The organism is Sporosarcina sp. Y1004 (assembly GCF_057669665.1).
This window is the reverse complement of sequence record NZ_JBYHFQ010000017.1, coordinates 25977-42587: the sequence shown is the minus strand read 5'-3', so window position 1 is coordinate 42587 and position 16611 is coordinate 25977. Positions and strand designations below refer to the sequence as shown.

Genomic DNA, 16611 nt, shown 5'->3' with positions numbered 1-16611 from the left:
TAAACTAAGACTAAAGGCTAAAGATAGGCGGGTAGACATACGATGTTAGAAAATAAATTGAAGAAACTTCAAAAAGATTGGTTAGATGAAGCAACAATTACTGCTATGCAGGAAAAGATGAGCAGTGGGGATTTGTCATCCGAAGAACTTACATACATGTATATTGATACAATTTCAAATAGGAATAGAAATATAAATGCAGTACTGGAATTGAACTTGGAAGCTGTTCAGATTGCAAAGGCACTTGATGTAGAAAGGCTTGAAATAGGACCGCGCTCACTCCTCCACGGCATTCCGGTTCTTTTGAAAGACAATATGGGAACGAAGGATAGAATGCATACAAGTTGTGGATCTCTTGCATTCAAAGATTTCTATGCCGCTGATGATGCATTTTTAGTGAAGAAATTACGTGCGGCGGGAGCGGTTATTCTAGGAAAGACGAATATGACAGAATGGGCGAATTTTATGTCTGACCGGATGACGAATGGTTGGAGCTCGCGTGGGGGACAAGTGAATAATCCCTATGGTTTATTCGATGTCGGGGGATCGAGTTCGGGTGCAGGTGCAGCTATTGCGGCGAATATGGGGGCCGTGGCAATCGGCACGGAGACAACAGGGTCAATCCTCAACCCGTCAGCCCAGAACTCGCTTGTCGGTCTCAAACCAACTGTTGGTGCGATTAGCCGAACTGGGGTGATACCACTATCTAATACGCAAGATACACCAGGACCAATGGCGAGGACTGTAAGAGACGTGGCTATTACATTTAGTCTGCTAATCGGTTCAGACCAGGAAGACTCTGCAACTGCTGGCGCGTCCAGTTTAGACGAAGTCGATTGGATGTCTATCCTCGATACCAGGGCGCTAGAAGGTGTCCGTCTTGGCGTTGCCCGTTCAATTTTTGAACGGGAAGCGTCGACAGAACGTTTGTCTTTATTTGACATGGCACTCAAAAAACTTGAAGAAGCAGGCGCTGTGATTATCGATGCTATCGACTTGGGTACAATGGAAAATGACCTTGGCTACAACGTACTTCTTTACGAGTTTAAGGCATCTTTGAACGCTTATCTGGGAGGAACACCAGCGACAAACTCGATTCGCACATTGGCAGACATCATCCGTTTCAACAATGAACACGCAGATGAGACATTGAAATTCGGTCAAGTAATGTTGGAGAAGGTTGAGAGGACAAGCGGGACACTAACGGAACGTGCTTATATCGAGGCGCTTCTTCGGAATCGTCATCTAGCGGGTGACATTGCACTTGGAAAAGTGTTTGAAGAGCACGATATTCAAGCGCTGGTTTTTCCACAAGATCATGGATGCAGTTTCGGAGCGGCAGCGGGCTTTCCGTCCATTACGGTCCCAGCGGCTTATACAGAAGTAGGCGAGCCATTCGGTATAACGTTTTCAGGTAAAGCATTTACTGAGCCGGAGCTTATAGGTTTTGCTTATGCATTCGAACAGTTAGTCAACGCAAGACGAAAACCTTAAACAGTTTTGTCAGAAATAGAGTCTCCAAGGGCCTCTTATGATAAACTGAAGAGATTAGAGTGAAAGTAGGGATAATGATGTCCTTCTTAGAGAATTTTGACGATATGATTAAAGAAAAATGGAAATTTGAATATGAAATGCCCATCCAGGAAAAAATGATTCCAGAAATGATTGCAGGCAAAGATATCGTGGCAGAATCACCGACTGGTTCGGGTAAGACACTTGCATTTGTACTACCGCTTCTACAATTGGTCGATGGCGATAAAAAACAGACACAGGCATTGATTATTACACCTTCTCAGGAGCTGTCGATGCAAATCGTCAACGTCATCAGAGAATGGGTGACAGGGACGGGTATTACTGTGACACAATTAATTGGCGGGGCTAATATGCAGCGTCAGATTGAACAGTTGAAGAAAAAACCGACAATCGTTGTTGGAACACCCGGTCGTTTGGCTGAACTCATTAAAGTGAAAAAATTAAAAATGCACGATATCCGTCACATCGTACTCGATGAAGGCGATCAGCTGCTAGCGCGTGATCATCGCGTTATCGTGAAAAGTATGATTGAGGCGGCAAATCCGGAAAGACAAGTTGTTGCCGTATCTGCAACAATAACAGATGAAATTGAAATTGTTGCTAGCAAGTTTATGAAAAATCCAATTCGTATCCAAGTTGGCCCGGAAGAAATGCCGAAGTCAGGTACCGTCGTTCATTCATTTGTGAAGACAGATGCACGGGACAAAACAGATGTATTGCGTGGGATTTCTTATTTGAAGGGAATTCGTGCTCTTGCATTTATTAACAATGTGGATCAGCTTCGCATGAAAGAAATGAAGCTCAAGTATAACGAAGCACCAATAGCAGTCCTGCATTCAGAAATGACGAAATTTGAAAGACAGCAAACATTGGAAAGTTTCCGTAAAGGTGAATTACAGATTTTAATAGCAACTGATTTGGCTGCACGAGGACTGGATATCGATGGCTTAACGCACGTTATCCATGTAGACGTGCCACATACAGTTGAACAGTACTTGCACCGCTCGGGTAGAACAGGACGTGCAGGTGGTGATGGAGAAGTATTGACGCTATTATCATATGCTGAAGAACGCGATTACCGAAAACTGACAAAAGGTATTAAAACGGTTCAAAAAGTATGGTATAAAGGCCATCTTGCAGAAGGCAATTCGAAAACAATTGGACTTCCCAAAAAGAAATGAAAAAAGGCTGTCCCCGTCAACCCAGCTACATTGGATTGACGGGGAACAGCCCTTTTTTGTTATTAGAGTTGTGTCAGTATAATTGGTTCACCTTTTGTAACGATAATCGTATGCTCGATTTGTGCAACGAGCGACTTGTCAGGTGTGATGAAGGTCCATCCGTCCCCAGACTCGATGATATGCTCTGCTTTTTCAGAGATAAAGGGCTCGACCGCTAGAACCATGCCTTCTTTCAGAAGTGTCTTATCCCAAGCGTCGTAATAGTTGAGCACATGGGATGGTTCTTCGTGCAATGCTTTACCAATGCCATGACCAGTCAAGTTCTTGATGACTTTCAAGCCATGTTCTTTTGCTTCGCGTTCAACCGCTTTTCCAATTTGGTTTAAACTGGATCCGGCTTTGACCTTCGTCATTGCACGCTCAAATGCACTTTTAGCTACATCACATAATTGCTGTTTCTTTTCATCAGGCGTACCGACGACAAAAGAAATACCAGTATCAGCGAAGTATCCATTATATGAACCGGAGACATCGATGTTAACGAGATCTCCATCTTCTATAATGCGGGAACCTGGCATGCCATGCGCAACTTCACTGTTGACGCTAATGCATGTATTTCCAGGGAAGTCATATTCTGCAATCGGTCCTGAAATTGCGCCTTTCTCTTTGAAGAGACGTCCGCCTATGTCATCAATTTCTTTTGTTGTTTTACCGGGGATTGTCGCTTCTTTCATCACGTCTCTGATTTCGGCTACAATTTTGCCGATTTTTTTTAAAGCTTCAATTTCCTCTACCGTTTTTGCAATCATTATTTCCAAGTCCTTTCTACCGTGCATTCTTTTCTATATCATACTATATCATAATAAACAGAACAAAAAAGTCTACAAACCATAAAAATGTTTGTAGACCATCTTATTATCTTCTTGGTTTTAATGTACCTGATGTTTTTTTATTTGACATGGCTTTTTTCACAACCGGGTAGATAATGGGCGCCCATTTCATAGCGGTTTTTAAAAGTTTTCCAATTTTCATAAATAATCACTCCTAGTGAAAGCATATATTTATCATTTTCCCGAAATAGAGGTTTAGTAAACATTCATCTCAATACCTTAACACCTTGAAAAACATTCCATACTAGAATGGCCATAAGCAGTAGTCCATAGATAAGCATGAATAAGAATGGCGTAAGTTGCCAAAATCCGAAGTTTGTGCTCGGCATTCCATTGATACTTTCCGTAAAGGAAAACATTGAAAAAGAAAATATGACAATTGTAGCAATAAGGAGGATGACAGGAACAAGGTGTGAAACTAAAGAACGTTTTGCATGGGATTTCACTTCTCGATCATCTGTAACAAAATAAACAATGATGGGAAGAAGCAAAGGGGAGAAGAAGACACTAAAATAGCATAGAGCAGCTAATAGTTTACTGTTTGTCATGTAGATTCCTCCGTTCAACTTTTACTATATAGGAAAATCACTATGTTTGTTAATCATCTTGCTTATAGGATTACCCTCCTATACAATGAAATAGACATTTGAATAACTTTAACCACAAGGGGTGCCTGTTTTGGCTGAGATTGGACATGAAGTTCTGACCCTTAGAACCTGTAAGATTATTCTTGCGTAGGAATGTGGATGGAAACTGACATATTTGATGTCCCATTCTATCCGGGATGTCTTTTTTTTATGCCCACATCCTACGCTACAACTAGGTAGGAGGAGAATTTGAGATGGATAGGAAAAGACTTCAATTATTACTTGAGGTTGCTATTTTAGGAGCAATTTCTTTTGTTCTAGATAAAATCGGATTTTCAATGCCTCAAGGCGGATCGGTTACGTTGTCAATGCTACCGGTAGTTGTTATGGCATTCCGTTGGGGAATTGCAGGGGGTATGCTTACAGGTTTTGTAAGTGGACTGCTGCAGTTGGTAACAGGGGGCTATGTATTAAACCCTGTTCAAGCGGCGCTCGATTATTTCGTGGCTTATGCCGTTGTGGGTCTGGCAGGCGTAACACTAGCTTGGCTGTTAAGTAGTAAAACGAAAGGTAAGAAAGGTTCAGTGGTTGCCGCAATCGTCATTGGGACAATCATAGGGGGGCTTCTCCGATACCTGATTCACTTCATCGGTGGCATTGTGTTCTTTGCTTCCTATGCGCCTGAAGGACAGCCTGTCTGGTTATATTCTCTTGTTTATAACGCTTCCTATATGATCCCTGCAATTATATTGACGGCAATCGTTGCATCCATATTATTTACTACAGCACCCAGGCTACTTGAGCCTAAATAAGAAACCGCCGTCCTTCCTTATGGAAGAATGGCGGTTTCTTATTTGGTTGCAAGCGATTTTCTATTGATGACCATGAAGCCGATAATGGTGGCTGCAAGAAACAGAGCTGCGGTAGTAACAAATAACTCATTTATACCATTTTTTACAGCGATACCGATAAATACCCAAACAAAGACGAGAGCTAGAGAAATATCTGCATAATGGTATAGGTAATGAAGAGCAATTGCAGTAGCAATGGTCAAGTAAATGACGGTCCATAATGGGGTACTTAATCCCAATCCACTCCACTCATGCAAAGTGAGGACATAACTGATATTTGTAATTGCTGCGACAAAAGTCCATCCAAGATAGACTGCAATTGGAACCCTACCGAAAAAGGAATTATCTTTTTTGGAGTAGGTAAAATAAATGGACAATAGCGCTAACAGAAGTCCTAATATGATAACAATCGTCCATTCAAAATAACCGAAATGCCAAAGTAGAATCCAAGCAACATTAAAAAGACAGCTGATTACAAAAAAAACTGCTCTACGGTTGAACAATGCGTGTTCAACGTTTGCCTTATTCCGTATGAAGCCATATAACCAGAAAGCCATTAGCATATATATAACTGCCCATATTGAAAAGACATAATCAGCTGGTGTAAATAATACCGGTAAACTATTTGAGATTTCACCAGTTGTTTTTCCATTGATAGGTAATATATTTGCAGTTGCGTTGACAACAATAACTGCAATGAGTGAAAGTACCATGAGTAGTATTCTAAACATATTTAAATCCCCCTACTGAATAGTATACAGAGGAAAGCTGGACCCTGCGAAGGAAAGTATGAACCTTCCGTCACAATTGCATAATTTCGCATACCGAAGATTCATGTTATAATTAGATGGTGTTTTTAGAAGATTTAGAATGAAGTGAAGGGGGAATTAATATGGCGCTTAAAAAATATTCGGAAGTCTGGGATCTTGACGTTTTCTTCAAAGGTGGAAGTGAATCAAACGAATTGCGGACACACTTAGATGGTGTAAAGGAGAAAATCAGTTCGTTAGAAGAAACAGCTTCAAAATTTCCAGTTCCCCAGTCTGCAACCGATTCACAAGCCGTTGCAAATCTTATTGAATCACTGGTTGACGCAGCACTTAATATGTCGCAGGCAGGCGCTGTCATTGGCTGTTTTCTAGCGGCTGACACGACTGATAAAAAAGCATTGCAACTGCAAGGGGAAACGGCTTCACTAGGGGCACGCTTCTCAACAGTCTGGCTTATCATTCAACAAACACTTGCTAAAGCTGATGAAGATACATGGAATGAGCTTATGGTATCAGATGAATTAAAAGAATTTGCATTCGTACTGAATGAATGGCGCAAAGAAGTGGAATTGAAATTGTCCGAAGAAGAAGAAAGTATTATCACTTCTTTGAGTGTAGATGGTTATCATGGGTGGGGACAATTGTACGATATGTTGGTCGGTGATATTAAGATAAAAATTGAACTTGACGGAGAAGAAAAAGAACTTTCTGTAGGGCAGGCGAATAATCTAAGTTCACATGCAGATGCATCCATACGAAAACATTCATTTGAAGCATTGGAAGAAGCATGGCAAGGAAAAGAAGACTTTTTTGCATCTGCCTTAAATCATATCGCAGGATTTAGACTGGAAGTATACAAGAAACGCGGCTGGGATTCCGTATTGAAAGAACCCTTGCTCCGCAATCGAATGAGTGAAAAGACGCTCGATGCAATGTGGGGAGCAATTGGCGAAAATAAAGCGCCTTTCGTGGAATACTTGAACGCCAAAGCGAGAATGCTAGGTACTGATAAGATGAACTGGTATGACATGGATGCACCGGTTACAACATCTACAAAGAAGATGACCTATCAGGAAGGAGCAGAATTCATATTAAAACACTTTGGTGAATTCGGTCCAGAACTTGAATCATTCTCACGAATTGCGTTTGAAGAGAGTTGGATAGAGGCGGAAGACCGACCAAATAAACGACCGGGTGGATTCTGTACAGGTATGCCGATGTCAGAGCAATCACGTATCTTTATGACTTATAGTGGAACAATGTCGAATGTTGCGACGCTTGCACATGAACTTGGTCATGCATTCCATTCTTATGCGTTGCGTCCTGTTCATTGGATGAATCGACAGTATGCAATGGGAGTGGCCGAAACGGCTTCAACATTTGCGGAAATGATTGTTGCGGATGCTGCAGTTAAAGCGGCTGAAACAAAAGATGAAAAGATCGCTTTGTTAGAAGATAAAATTCAGCGAAGCGTTGCATTCTTTATGAATATCCATTCTAGATTCCTCTTTGAAACAAGGTTCTATGAAGAACGGAAAAATGGAAATGTTCCTGCCGCAAGGTTGAATGAGTTAATGGCAGAAGCGCAGAAAGAAGCTTATGGAGATGCCCTTGATACGGTACACCCACATTTCTGGGCCTCGAAACTCCATTTCTATATTACAGGAGTACAGTTCTACAATTTTCCGTATACGTTTGGTTATTTGTTCTCCTTGAGCATTTATGCAAAAGCTCTGGAAGTTGGAGAAGGATTTGAACAAAAATATATAGCGCTTTTACAGGATACTGCAATTATGAGTGTTGAAGATCTTGCGATGAAACATCTTGGAGAAGATATTTCAAAACAAGCGTTTTGGGAAAAAGGTGTAACATTGTGTATTAAAGATGTTGAGGAGTTCTTGGAACTTACTTCGGTAAAAGGGTGAATATGAATTGATTTTGCTTGAAGGGCAAACCTGTTACTTACGAATATTGACTGAAGATGATGCTTTTATATTTACAGAGTTACTTAGCGCTAATAGAGAATACTGGTCCATTTTTGAACCGCGGCACGAAAGTAGTTATTTTACTGTTGCTGTTCAAAGGGATAAAATCAGAGAGGCGATTTATCAGATGAGGGACCGCAGAGAATACAACTTCGGCATCTTTAATTCGACAACGAGTCAACTGATTGGACATATCTCGCTTTATGGTATTAAAAGACTTCCTTTCTCCAGTGGTTTTGTTGGATATTCAATTGATGAATATTCAACAGGCAGAGGGATAGGCACAGAGGCTGTTCGACTAGTCACTGCTTTTGCTATCGAAAAAGTTGCATTGCATCGGGTCGAAGCATATGTATCGCCGCGCAATAGCGGATCGATAAAAGTGCTAGAGAGGTCCGGGTACTATCAGGAAGGTTTACTGCGTAAACTTCTTTACATCAATGGTGTCTGGGAAGATCATTATATCTACGCAATAATTGAAAATGATTTTTGAAAGGGAAAGACCGCTTTGCGGAAACTTACTTCTAAAATAAGAAGCCGATTCCTGTGAAATAGGAATCGGCTTTTGTCTATTTCCCGGGAAATAGGTCGAAATTATTATTATTATTCCGCGTTGAATTTATAACCATCTATAATGATGTCAAGTTTCCCAGTGTCAGGATGGACAACAAGTCCATGTATGGCAACTTTTTTATCCATAAGGGGGTGGTTCCGAACAGCATCGACACTTATCTTAACACTTTCGGTCACATCTCCAAAACCGTGTAGCCACTCTTCCATATCAACGCCAGAGTATCTAAGGGTGTTAAATATGTTTTTATCAATACCACGGTCTACCATTTTCTCTATGAGATTAGTTGTATCGACTGCACTCATTCCGCAATCATGATGGCCAACAATGTAAACCTCATCCGCCTGCAAATTATAAACGGCTACAAGGAGGCTCCTCATAATACCGCCGAAAGGGTGGGTGACAACTGCTCCGGCGCTTTTGATAACTTTGGCATCGCCATTTTTTAAATTCATTGCTTTAGGCAGCAATTCAGTTAATCTTGTATCCATGCATGTTAATATTACAATTCGTTTGTCGGGGAATTTAGTTGTTGCGTATTGTTCGTATTGCTTTTCATTAACAAACGTTTCATTGAAGTCAAGTATTTCCGATAGAATTGTCATTGTATTCTCCCTTTTCTATTAGGTTTTATTTAGTATAGATGAAAATATGTAAAAAGAAAAGAGTTGCCGACTGGCAACTCTTAGAACTTCGTTTCTGGTTTTGGATCAATTGTTGTAGAATCAGCGGATATCATAGACGTAGAAAGATAGTGCATTGTAAACAAGCATGCTATAGCCATGACAATTGCAAAACCGATAACTGTAGTGAACATTAAGCCCATATATATGACCCCTCTCTAAATTGATAATTTGATACTTTCTTTAGTATACAGTAAAAACCCATTTAAATTAAGAGGTTCATTAAATGTTTTTAGTAATTGTGACGTTTTTTAGAAAGCCCAGTTGCCTTTACGGAACACAGCTTCACTTGTTCCGTCATCAAAAATCCCATCTATATCCATCTCGTTGGAACCAATCATGAAGTCGACATGAGTAATACTTTGGTTTAAACCATTTTTTTCAAGATCTTCACGCGACATCGTTTTACCTCCCTCGATACAAAATGCATATGCACTGCCAAGAGCAAAGTGATTAGATGCATTTTCGTCGAACAGTGTATTATAGAAGAGTAGACCTGATTGCGAAATCGGTGATGCATGAGGGACGAGTGCCACCTCACCTAGATGTTTCGCGCCTTCATCGGTATCGATCAAGCGTTGCAATACGTCTTCACCTTGCTCAGCTGAAACAGCTGTTACACGTCCGTCTTTAAATGTTATTTTGAAGTTATCGATAATGTTTCCACCGTAGCTTAATGGCTTTGTGCTAGATACATAACCATTAACTCCTGTTTTTAAAGGAACAGTGAATACTTCTTCTGTTGGCATATTCGCCATGAAAGAATGGCCTTTTTCATTGACACTACCAGCTCCGCACCACAAGTGCCCTTCAGGTAATTCAACTAACAAGTCCGTGCCGGAAGATTTGTAATGGAGTTTTCGGAAACGCTTACCATTCAGATAGTCAACTCTGGCATGTAAGTTAGTATCGTGGGTAATCCACTCTTGTATCGGATCTTCCTTGTCTGTACGTACTGCTTTAAAAATGGCTGTCCATAATGCTGGAACCTGCTCTTCTTCAGAAAGTTCGGGGAATACTTTTGAGGCCCATGCTTTTGAAGGAGCGGCAATTACAGTCCAGCTGATTTTGTCGGATTGAACGTATTGACGATATTTGTCGAGTGCTTGACCAGTAGCTTTTTGGAAATCGCCTATGCGCGATGACTCAATACCTTTTAATAAGTCAGGGCTTTGCGAAATGATGCTCATGAACGCAGCGCCTTTTTCTGCGAGTTGTTCACGTTCCAAAACTTTCCACTCAGGGAATTCCGCAAAAGAATCAGTGGGTGCTTTTTCATAACGCAGTCGAGTGATTATATCATCTGACCAATCTACAAATACTTGACGTGCACCTGCATCGTAAGCGGCTTCAGTTACAAGTCGGACAAATTCCGCTGTTTCTGTAGAGGCACTGATATAAAGGTACTGATTAGGCTGAATATTGACTCCGACTTGAACTGCCAGATCGGCGTATCGAGATAGTTGTTTGTTAAATGTTGTCATGTGTAATGACTCCTTTCCTTATCTTCTTTATAGTATCAATTTGCAGATAGAACCTGCAACGAAAAGGTTACAGGAAGATAAATCTCATATATTTATTACTTGCACACTTCTAAAGAATAGACTAAAGATGCCGAAATAAGAAGAAGAATGGAATATTTGGAGGGTCAACTATGGATTTGTCAACAGTACTTGGGCTTGTACTAGGGTTTGTAGCACTACTTGTAGGAATGTCGATGAAAGGTGTTCCGATTGAAAATCTATTTAATATGGCAGCTATATTGATAATCATTGTAGGGACATTGGCAGCAGTTGTAATTGCATTTCCTATGAACGAATTAAAGCGTGTTCCAAAATTGTTCGGTATCCTTTTTAAGGAACAGAAACTGGCCTCTGATTCTGACATAATCCGTATGTTTTCAGGCTGGGCAGATATTGCACGGCGTGAAGGGTTATTATCACTTGAAGCAAAAACTGACGACATTAATGATCCTTTTTTAAAAAATGGATTAAGTCTTGCAATTGATGGACAAAACGCAGATTATATCCGTGATGTCTTGAGCGAAGAGGTAGAAGCGATGGAAGATAGACATTCTGCGGGAGCGCAAATATTCTCCCAGGCAGGAACGTACGCACCTACGCTTGGTGTGCTGGGAGCGGTGGTGGGTCTTATTGCTGCCCTTAGTAATTTGAACGATATTGACGCGCTTGGACACGCGATTTCGGCAGCGTTCATAGCGACGTTGTTGGGTATATTTACGGGTTACGTGCTTTGGCATCCATTTGCAAATAAATTGAGACGTAAATCGCATGAAGAGGTAAGGCAGAAGAAAATGATGATTGAAGGAGTACTTTCAGTTCTTGAAGGGGAAGCTCCACGTGTTATCGAGCAGAAACTATCTTCTTATTTGTCTGCAGAAGAGCGCAGGAAATTAGCTGTTAAAAACAACGACGACAACAAGGAGGCGGGTGGCTTTGTCGAAGAGACGTAAGAGGAAAAAGGATGAACCCCACATAGATGAGTCCTGGCTATTGCCATACTCCGACCTTATGACTCTTCTTCTCGCACTTTTTATTGTGTTATTTGCATCGAGTACGGTTGATGAAGAAAAGCTCAATCAAATGTCCGCGGTGTTCAGTCAAGTATTTGACGGTGGACAGGGTGTGATGGACAATTCGGCTCCCTCACCAGTTCCAATACCCAAGGACTCCAATAGCAAGAATGAAGAGAACTCATCATTTATAGAAGACCAGAAATCCCTAGGAGAAATTCAGGATAGAGTGGATGAATATATTGCAGTGAATGAATTGGAGAACCAATTTGAAACAAAACTGGCTGATGAAGGTTTGCTTGTAACGATTAGAGATAGCATCCTTTTCACACCGGGAAATGCTGATATAGAAAAAGAGTATATTGGAATTGCAGATGATATTGCGAACTTGCTCGTTTTTGATCCACCGCGTCAAATCATTGTGACAGGTCATACTGATAATATACCGATTCAAAATACGCAGTATGAATCAAATTGGGAACTAAGCGTCATGCGTGCGGTGAATTTCTTGAAGAGTATTGTGAATAACGATGAAATTAACCCATTGCTATTCAGTGCTAAAGGCTACGGGGAGTTCCAACCAATCGAATCAAATGAAACAGCGCTGGGAAGAAGTAAAAATCGACGGGTTGAAGTATTAATACAGCCGCTGGTCTTAAAAGATGGAACTGCGTTTGAATGAAAATTAAAAAAAGATTCGCCTGATCTATAAATCAGGCAAATCTTTTTTAATTAACCTCTTAATGTGCCAAGTTCTGCTGCAATTGCTTGCATTTCATTTGGTGTGATAGTAGCACGTTTCATAACCATTTCGTACATATAGTGCAAGTCTTCATATTTAGAAGTGCTGAAGTTTTCAGCTTTCATAGCGTCAACATTGACCATACGAAGTTTTTCTGTAATCTTGTCAATCATATAAGAAACGTTTTCTGGAGTTGGGTTTGATAAATCCATAGTTTCGTCCACCTTTCAATATACTTTGGACTCATCATTTCATTATTCTCCCAGACTGTCAAATGGCAGAAGATTTACCTCGCTTTGCTGCCGCTTCTTCTGCTCTTTCTTCTTTGAGTTTTGCATTGAAACGTTTTGTTTCAAAGACAATGACTCCGGACAACCCGAGAAGCCCGATTAAGTTCGGTATTGCCATTAGTCCATTCATTACGTCGGAGAATAACGAAACGGCATCAAGAGTAGCTGTTGCACCTACAAAGATGACTGCGATAAATACGAAACGGTAGTAAATTAAAACCTTCGGACTCGGGAACAAGTATTGGAAACATTTCTCTCCGAAATACGCCCAGCCGAAAATTGTTGATGTTGCAAAGAATATCAATCCAATTGCAACGACAATGTTCTAGATAGTACTTCGGTTCTCCCGGCATTTGACCATTGGCATCCTTGACGCGGTATTTAACAGCAAGGATTGCTTCACCATACATTGTTGCCATCCCGAAGAATCCAGCCATCCACATCCAGAAAACTGCACCTGGACCCCCAAAGTAAACTGCTGTTGCAACTCCGACGATATTACCGACACCAACTGTGGCGGCCATCGTAGCCATAAGTGCCTGGAAGTTGGAGAGATCACCTTCCGACGTTTTATCCTGAAATCATGAGAAAACTAGTTTTAAAGCACAAGGTAAAATACGTATTTGTATAAGTCCTAGTCATACCGTTAAAAAAAGACGTGTTCCGACAAGAAGTATAAGTAAAGGCGGTGGTTTTTCTTTTTTCTAAATCAAGTTATTAAAATACTCTCACCTTGATGATTTTACTTTGTCTCTGACATCATCTGGTTTCTTGTCACCATCTTTCCAAAAACGGCGTTTTTGATTCCATATTTAGTTGAATTGCTCTTGATCTTGATCTTTGCCTTTGCCTTGCTTAAGTTGTTCTTCGTCTTTGACATCATCTGGTCTCTTGTAACCATCTTTCCAAAAATCGGCGTTTTTGATTCCATATTTAGTTGAATTGAACACTGGATTTTTGCCTTGCTTAAGTTGTTCTTCGTAATCTTTTAGAGCGATATTGGCTGGTTTAAATAATAATAGAATCGCAATTAAGTTCAGCCATACCATAATTCCGAGTCCAATATCACCCATTGCCCATGCTGTTGAAGCTGTTTTTATTGACCCTAGGAAAATGGATCCTAGAAGGACGAATTTTAAAATGATGAAACAAATTCCTCTGTATTTACCACGTACTAGGTATGCCAAGTTTGTCTCTGCGATATAGTAATAAGCATAAATGGTTGTGAAGGCAAAGAAGAATAGGGCGATGGCAACGAATCCTGCACCGAATCCTGGGAAGATCGTATCAACTGCTGCTTGTGTATAACCAGCTCCTGGTTCGACACCTGGAATGTTTTCAACGATTGGTTGCCCCGTTTTTTCATCGATCACATTGTATTGTCCTGTAAATAATATCATCATGGCGGTCGCTGTAACAATTAAGAATACATCTAGGTAAATCGAGAAAGCTTGTACAAGACCTTGCTTCGCTGGGTGGGAAACTTCCGCTGCTGCCGCTGGGTGAGCGCCTGTACCTTGACCCGCTTCATTCGCATATAGACCACGTTTTACGCCCCACATGACCGCTGAACCAATAATACCACCAAACATTTGATCTGCTCCGAAAGCACTTTTGAAAATGAGTGCAAAGACCGCTGGAACGTCTCCAATGTTTGCTCCAATTACGATAAGTGCAACAATTACATAAGCAGTTGCCATAAAAGGAACGACCCATTCTGCTACTTTTGCAATCCGTTTAACACCACCGAAAATAGTGAAACCAACAAGTCCGACAACAATTAAACCTGTGACGGTCTTGTCAAGACCAAAAGCATTATGGATACTGTCTGCAATTGCATTTGACTGTATGCTTGGCATCAAGAAAGCCATTGCAACGAGTGTAGCCACCGCGAATACGACCGCAAACCATTTCCAACCAAGTCCTTTTTCAATGTAAAATGCGGGTCCACCACGATACTCTCCATCTTGCTTTTCTTTATAGATTTGAGCAAGTGTCGACTCTACATAAGCCGATGTTGCCCCGATGAAGGTAATGACCCACATCCATAAAATGGCGCCAGGACCACCAAAAGCAATACCTGTTGCTGTACCAGCGATGTTCCCTACCCCAATACGACCTGATAGTGACATCACTAACGCTTGGAACGAAGAAACACCTGCGCTGGAACCCTTACCTGAGGACACAAGTTTAATCATTTCTTTGATGAGTCGAATCTGTAAAAACCTTGTTCGTACACTAAAATAAATGCCACAAAAAACGATGAAAGCAATTAAAACAGGACTCCAAAGCCAACTAACGATTGTGTTAACAATTTGATCGAACATTTTGCCCACTCCCCAAATTTAGTTTCCCGTGATGTAAACACCCCAATTTCTACTAATTCTCACATCCTCTCAGTATCTCAATTTGTCATTCTTATTGTTAATATTCCGAAAATTCCTCCCTTTCGTCAAGCATTATTTTTATAAATTGTATTTAAAGTTTGTATTTACTCCTCACGGGGTATAATTAGTTATGGAAAGAGTTTGAATTGGAGGGTTTGTAATGGGAACTAGTAAGTTTAGGAAATTTATTGTATTGGGTGCACTTACGGGTGCGATTATCAGTATGTTCGACAGGAGTACGCGAAATCAAGTTGTCAGAAATTCAAATAACCTAATGACGCAAATGAAGTTTTATTCAAAAAATACCGATGTGCTAAAATGGAAATTAAAAGAACAGCAAGAAAAGTATCAATCTGTCTTCGAACAACTTTCAGGTGATGCTACATATATAAAAGAACAGGTCGAAGAGTTAAAAACACTAACTCCGCAAGTGAAAGATCTCGTTATGGATACAAAAGATGCGTTTGTTGAGTCAAAAGAGGAAATTAAATCGCTTGTCAGTCAAGTTCCGCCGCAAAATAATAATGAAATAAAAAAGTAACTGGTATAGAAAGGAGTGACGAAAGTGTGAAGGGGAATGAGCGTTCAACTCCTGCACCTATTCCACTAGCAGAGTCCGGGAATAGAAAAAAGAAATCGGATGGCTTTTTGGCGGACTCCGCGGTTATGAAATTCTTTGAGGATGTAAAAGGTGGGGGCCTTGAGGAATTTGACGTTACGACAACGAACGGTTTTTTTAAGGAACTGCTTGTTCGGATAAAGAAAGTCGATGTTACGGGTTTAGGCTCGCAACTCGCCTTCTTTTTCCTTTTGTCTTTATTTCCACTACTGATTTTTATTATGACATTGCTTCCTTTTTTAAATCTCGATCAGGCTGAAATATTCTTAATGATTAGAGATTACGCGCCAGCGAGTGTTGCCATGCTGATTGAAGATACACTCAGCGATATATTAGAAAATAGAAACGGTGGTTTATTGTCAATTGGTGTACTTGCGACAATATGGTCGGCTTCTAAGGGAATGAACGCCCTTACAAAAGCATTAAATCGGTCTTATTTTACTGAAGAATCACGATCATTCATAGTGGCACGCGGAATGTCGGTCGTATTTACAGTTATGCTCATCGCTGTACTCATTGTGGCACTGATTTTGCCCGTGTTTGGTCAGCAGATTGGTATGCTCGTATTCTCTTACTTAGGTCTTGAGAAAGGTTTCCTAATCTTGTGGGGAAGTTTACGTTGGATAATCCCTCCAATTCTTATATTCTTTGTATTTTCCCTAGTCTATTGGCTAGTTCCTGACTTGAAGGTTCGCTTTAAAAGCGTGCTTCCAGGGTCACTCTTTGCAACGGTCGGTTGGATTCTAACATCACTTGCATTCTCGTACTACGTTAGTAACTTCGCAAATTACTCGAGTACATATGGAAGTATTGGAGCGATTATTGTTTTAATGATGTGGCTTTACATCTCAGCAATTATTCTAATGCTTGGCGGACAGCTTAATGCCGTCATGACAGAGAGAGTTAATGCAAAACGTGCAAAAGTAAAAAGCAATGCAGTCATGTAACAATGACGCATTGCTTTTTTTGGTATTCATCTAAAGGGTTTT

Annotated in this window: 18 protein-coding genes, 1 pseudogene and 1 riboswitch; of the genes and pseudogenes, 9 read left to right on the top strand and 10 right to left on the bottom strand. The window is 40.6% G+C overall.

The window, feature by feature from the left end; translation table 11 throughout:
• The first annotated feature begins 42 nt into the window (after nucleotides 1-42).
• Nucleotides 43-1494 (top strand): amidase family protein, encoded by a 1452-nt coding sequence (locus AC25Y6_RS12480; RefSeq protein WP_488143253.1) that lies wholly within the window; start codon nucleotides 43-45, stop codon nucleotides 1492-1494.
• Nucleotides 1495-1571: 77 nt separating this feature from the next.
• The gene (locus AC25Y6_RS12475; RefSeq protein WP_488143252.1) at nucleotides 1572-2714 is read left to right on the top strand and encodes a DEAD/DEAH box helicase; all 1143 of its coding nucleotides are present in this window, start codon (nucleotides 1572-1574) and stop codon (nucleotides 2712-2714) included.
• A gap of 62 nt (nucleotides 2715-2776) precedes the next feature.
• On the opposite strand, the gene map is transcribed toward AC25Y6_RS12475, so the two are convergent.
• The 3 genes from map to AC25Y6_RS12460 all read right to left on the bottom strand — a co-directional run bounded on the left by map (nucleotide 2777) and on the right by AC25Y6_RS12460 (nucleotide 4152).
• Complete coding sequence (gene map, locus AC25Y6_RS12470) at nucleotides 2777-3523, bottom strand: type I methionyl aminopeptidase (RefSeq protein WP_482105733.1); 747 nt, start codon at nucleotides 3521-3523, stop codon at nucleotides 2777-2779.
• A 106-nt stretch (nucleotides 3524-3629) separates the two neighbouring features.
• Entirely contained in the window at nucleotides 3630-3746 is a 117-nt protein-coding gene (locus tag AC25Y6_RS12465; RefSeq protein ID WP_482105734.1) for a hypothetical protein, read from the bottom strand.
• A 64-nt stretch (nucleotides 3747-3810) separates the two neighbouring features.
• Nucleotides 3811-4152: a magnetosome magnetite crystal formation protein family gene (locus AC25Y6_RS12460; protein WP_482105735.1), complete on the bottom strand. Its 342-nt coding sequence runs from the start codon at nucleotides 4150-4152 to the stop codon at nucleotides 3811-3813.
• Nucleotides 4153-4259: 107 nt separating this feature from the next.
• Nucleotides 4260-4362: riboswitch (TPP riboswitch) on the top strand.
• Between the two features lie 83 nt (nucleotides 4363-4445).
• Here AC25Y6_RS12460 and thiT point away from each other — a divergent pair.
• Nucleotides 4446-5003: an energy-coupled thiamine transporter ThiT gene (gene thiT, locus AC25Y6_RS12455; protein ID WP_482105736.1), complete on the top strand. Its 558-nt coding sequence runs from the start codon at nucleotides 4446-4448 to the stop codon at nucleotides 5001-5003.
• Nucleotides 5004-5041: 38 nt separating this feature from the next.
• Here the strand turns inward: thiT and AC25Y6_RS12450 are convergent, their stop codons facing one another.
• Nucleotides 5042-5773 (bottom strand): tryptophan-rich sensory protein, encoded by a 732-nt coding sequence (locus AC25Y6_RS12450; protein WP_482105737.1) that lies wholly within the window; start codon nucleotides 5771-5773, stop codon nucleotides 5042-5044.
• Between the two features lie 161 nt (nucleotides 5774-5934).
• On the opposite strand from AC25Y6_RS12450, the gene AC25Y6_RS12445 reads away from it, so the two are divergent.
• Both AC25Y6_RS12445 and AC25Y6_RS12440 read left to right on the top strand, forming a co-directional pair.
• The gene (locus AC25Y6_RS12445; protein WP_488143251.1) at nucleotides 5935-7737 is read left to right on the top strand and encodes a M3 family oligoendopeptidase; all 1803 of its coding nucleotides are present in this window, start codon (nucleotides 5935-5937) and stop codon (nucleotides 7735-7737) included.
• A gap of 7 nt (nucleotides 7738-7744) precedes the next feature.
• Nucleotides 7745-8290 carry a GNAT family N-acetyltransferase gene (locus tag AC25Y6_RS12440; RefSeq protein WP_482105739.1) on the top strand — a complete coding sequence of 182 codons (546 nt, stop codon included), beginning with the start codon at nucleotides 7745-7747 and terminating at the stop codon, nucleotides 8288-8290.
• Nucleotides 8291-8400: 110 nt separating this feature from the next.
• Here the strand turns inward: AC25Y6_RS12440 and AC25Y6_RS12435 are convergent, their stop codons facing one another.
• The 3 genes from AC25Y6_RS12435 to AC25Y6_RS12425 form a co-directional block, all read right to left on the bottom strand.
• Nucleotides 8401-8973, bottom strand: a complete 573-nt coding sequence (locus AC25Y6_RS12435) for a beta-class carbonic anhydrase (protein WP_482105740.1) — start codon at nucleotides 8971-8973, stop codon at nucleotides 8401-8403.
• 80 nt (nucleotides 8974-9053) lie between these two features.
• A complete protein-coding gene (locus tag AC25Y6_RS12430) occupies nucleotides 9054-9194 on the bottom strand; it encodes a hypothetical protein (protein WP_482105741.1) in 141 nt (46 codons plus the stop codon).
• A 108-nt stretch (nucleotides 9195-9302) separates the two neighbouring features.
• Nucleotides 9303-10535, bottom strand: coding sequence for an aminopeptidase (locus tag AC25Y6_RS12425; RefSeq protein ID WP_482105742.1), 1233 nt, complete (start codon nucleotides 10533-10535; stop codon nucleotides 9303-9305).
• 170 nt (nucleotides 10536-10705) lie between these two features.
• On the opposite strand from AC25Y6_RS12425, the gene motA reads away from it, so the two are divergent.
• Complete coding sequence (gene motA / locus AC25Y6_RS12420) at nucleotides 10706-11524, top strand: flagellar motor stator protein MotA (RefSeq protein ID WP_482103000.1); 819 nt, start codon at nucleotides 10706-10708, stop codon at nucleotides 11522-11524.
• Complete coding sequence (motB, locus tag AC25Y6_RS12415) at nucleotides 11508-12266, top strand: flagellar motor protein MotB (protein ID WP_488143250.1); 759 nt, start codon at nucleotides 11508-11510, stop codon at nucleotides 12264-12266. Before motA ends, motB begins: the two co-directional genes overlap by 17 nt.
• Before the next feature lie 50 nt (nucleotides 12267-12316).
• Here the strand turns inward: motB and AC25Y6_RS12410 are convergent, their stop codons facing one another.
• From AC25Y6_RS12410 to AC25Y6_RS12400, 3 genes and pseudogenes are all read right to left on the bottom strand, one after another.
• Entirely contained in the window at nucleotides 12317-12538 is a 222-nt protein-coding gene (locus AC25Y6_RS12410) for a DUF1128 domain-containing protein (protein ID WP_482102998.1), read from the bottom strand.
• A 58-nt stretch (nucleotides 12539-12596) separates the two neighbouring features.
• A pseudogene (locus AC25Y6_RS12405) lies at nucleotides 12597-13293 on the bottom strand (alanine:cation symporter family protein).
• 135 nt (nucleotides 13294-13428) lie between these two features.
• Nucleotides 13429-14943, bottom strand: a complete 1515-nt coding sequence (locus AC25Y6_RS12400) for an alanine/glycine:cation symporter family protein (RefSeq protein ID WP_482105745.1) — start codon at nucleotides 14941-14943, stop codon at nucleotides 13429-13431.
• Nucleotides 14944-15163: 220 nt separating this feature from the next.
• Here AC25Y6_RS12400 and AC25Y6_RS12395 point away from each other — a divergent pair, with 220 nt between their 5' ends.
• Together AC25Y6_RS12395 and AC25Y6_RS12390 are read left to right on the top strand one after the other, a co-directional pair.
• Nucleotides 15164-15544, top strand: coding sequence for a YtxH domain-containing protein (locus AC25Y6_RS12395; RefSeq protein ID WP_482105746.1), 381 nt, complete (start codon nucleotides 15164-15166; stop codon nucleotides 15542-15544).
• 26 nt (nucleotides 15545-15570) lie between these two features.
• Nucleotides 15571-16569, top strand: coding sequence for a YihY/virulence factor BrkB family protein (locus AC25Y6_RS12390; RefSeq protein ID WP_482105747.1), 999 nt, complete (start codon nucleotides 15571-15573; stop codon nucleotides 16567-16569).
• Nucleotides 16570-16611 lie beyond the last annotated feature (42 nt).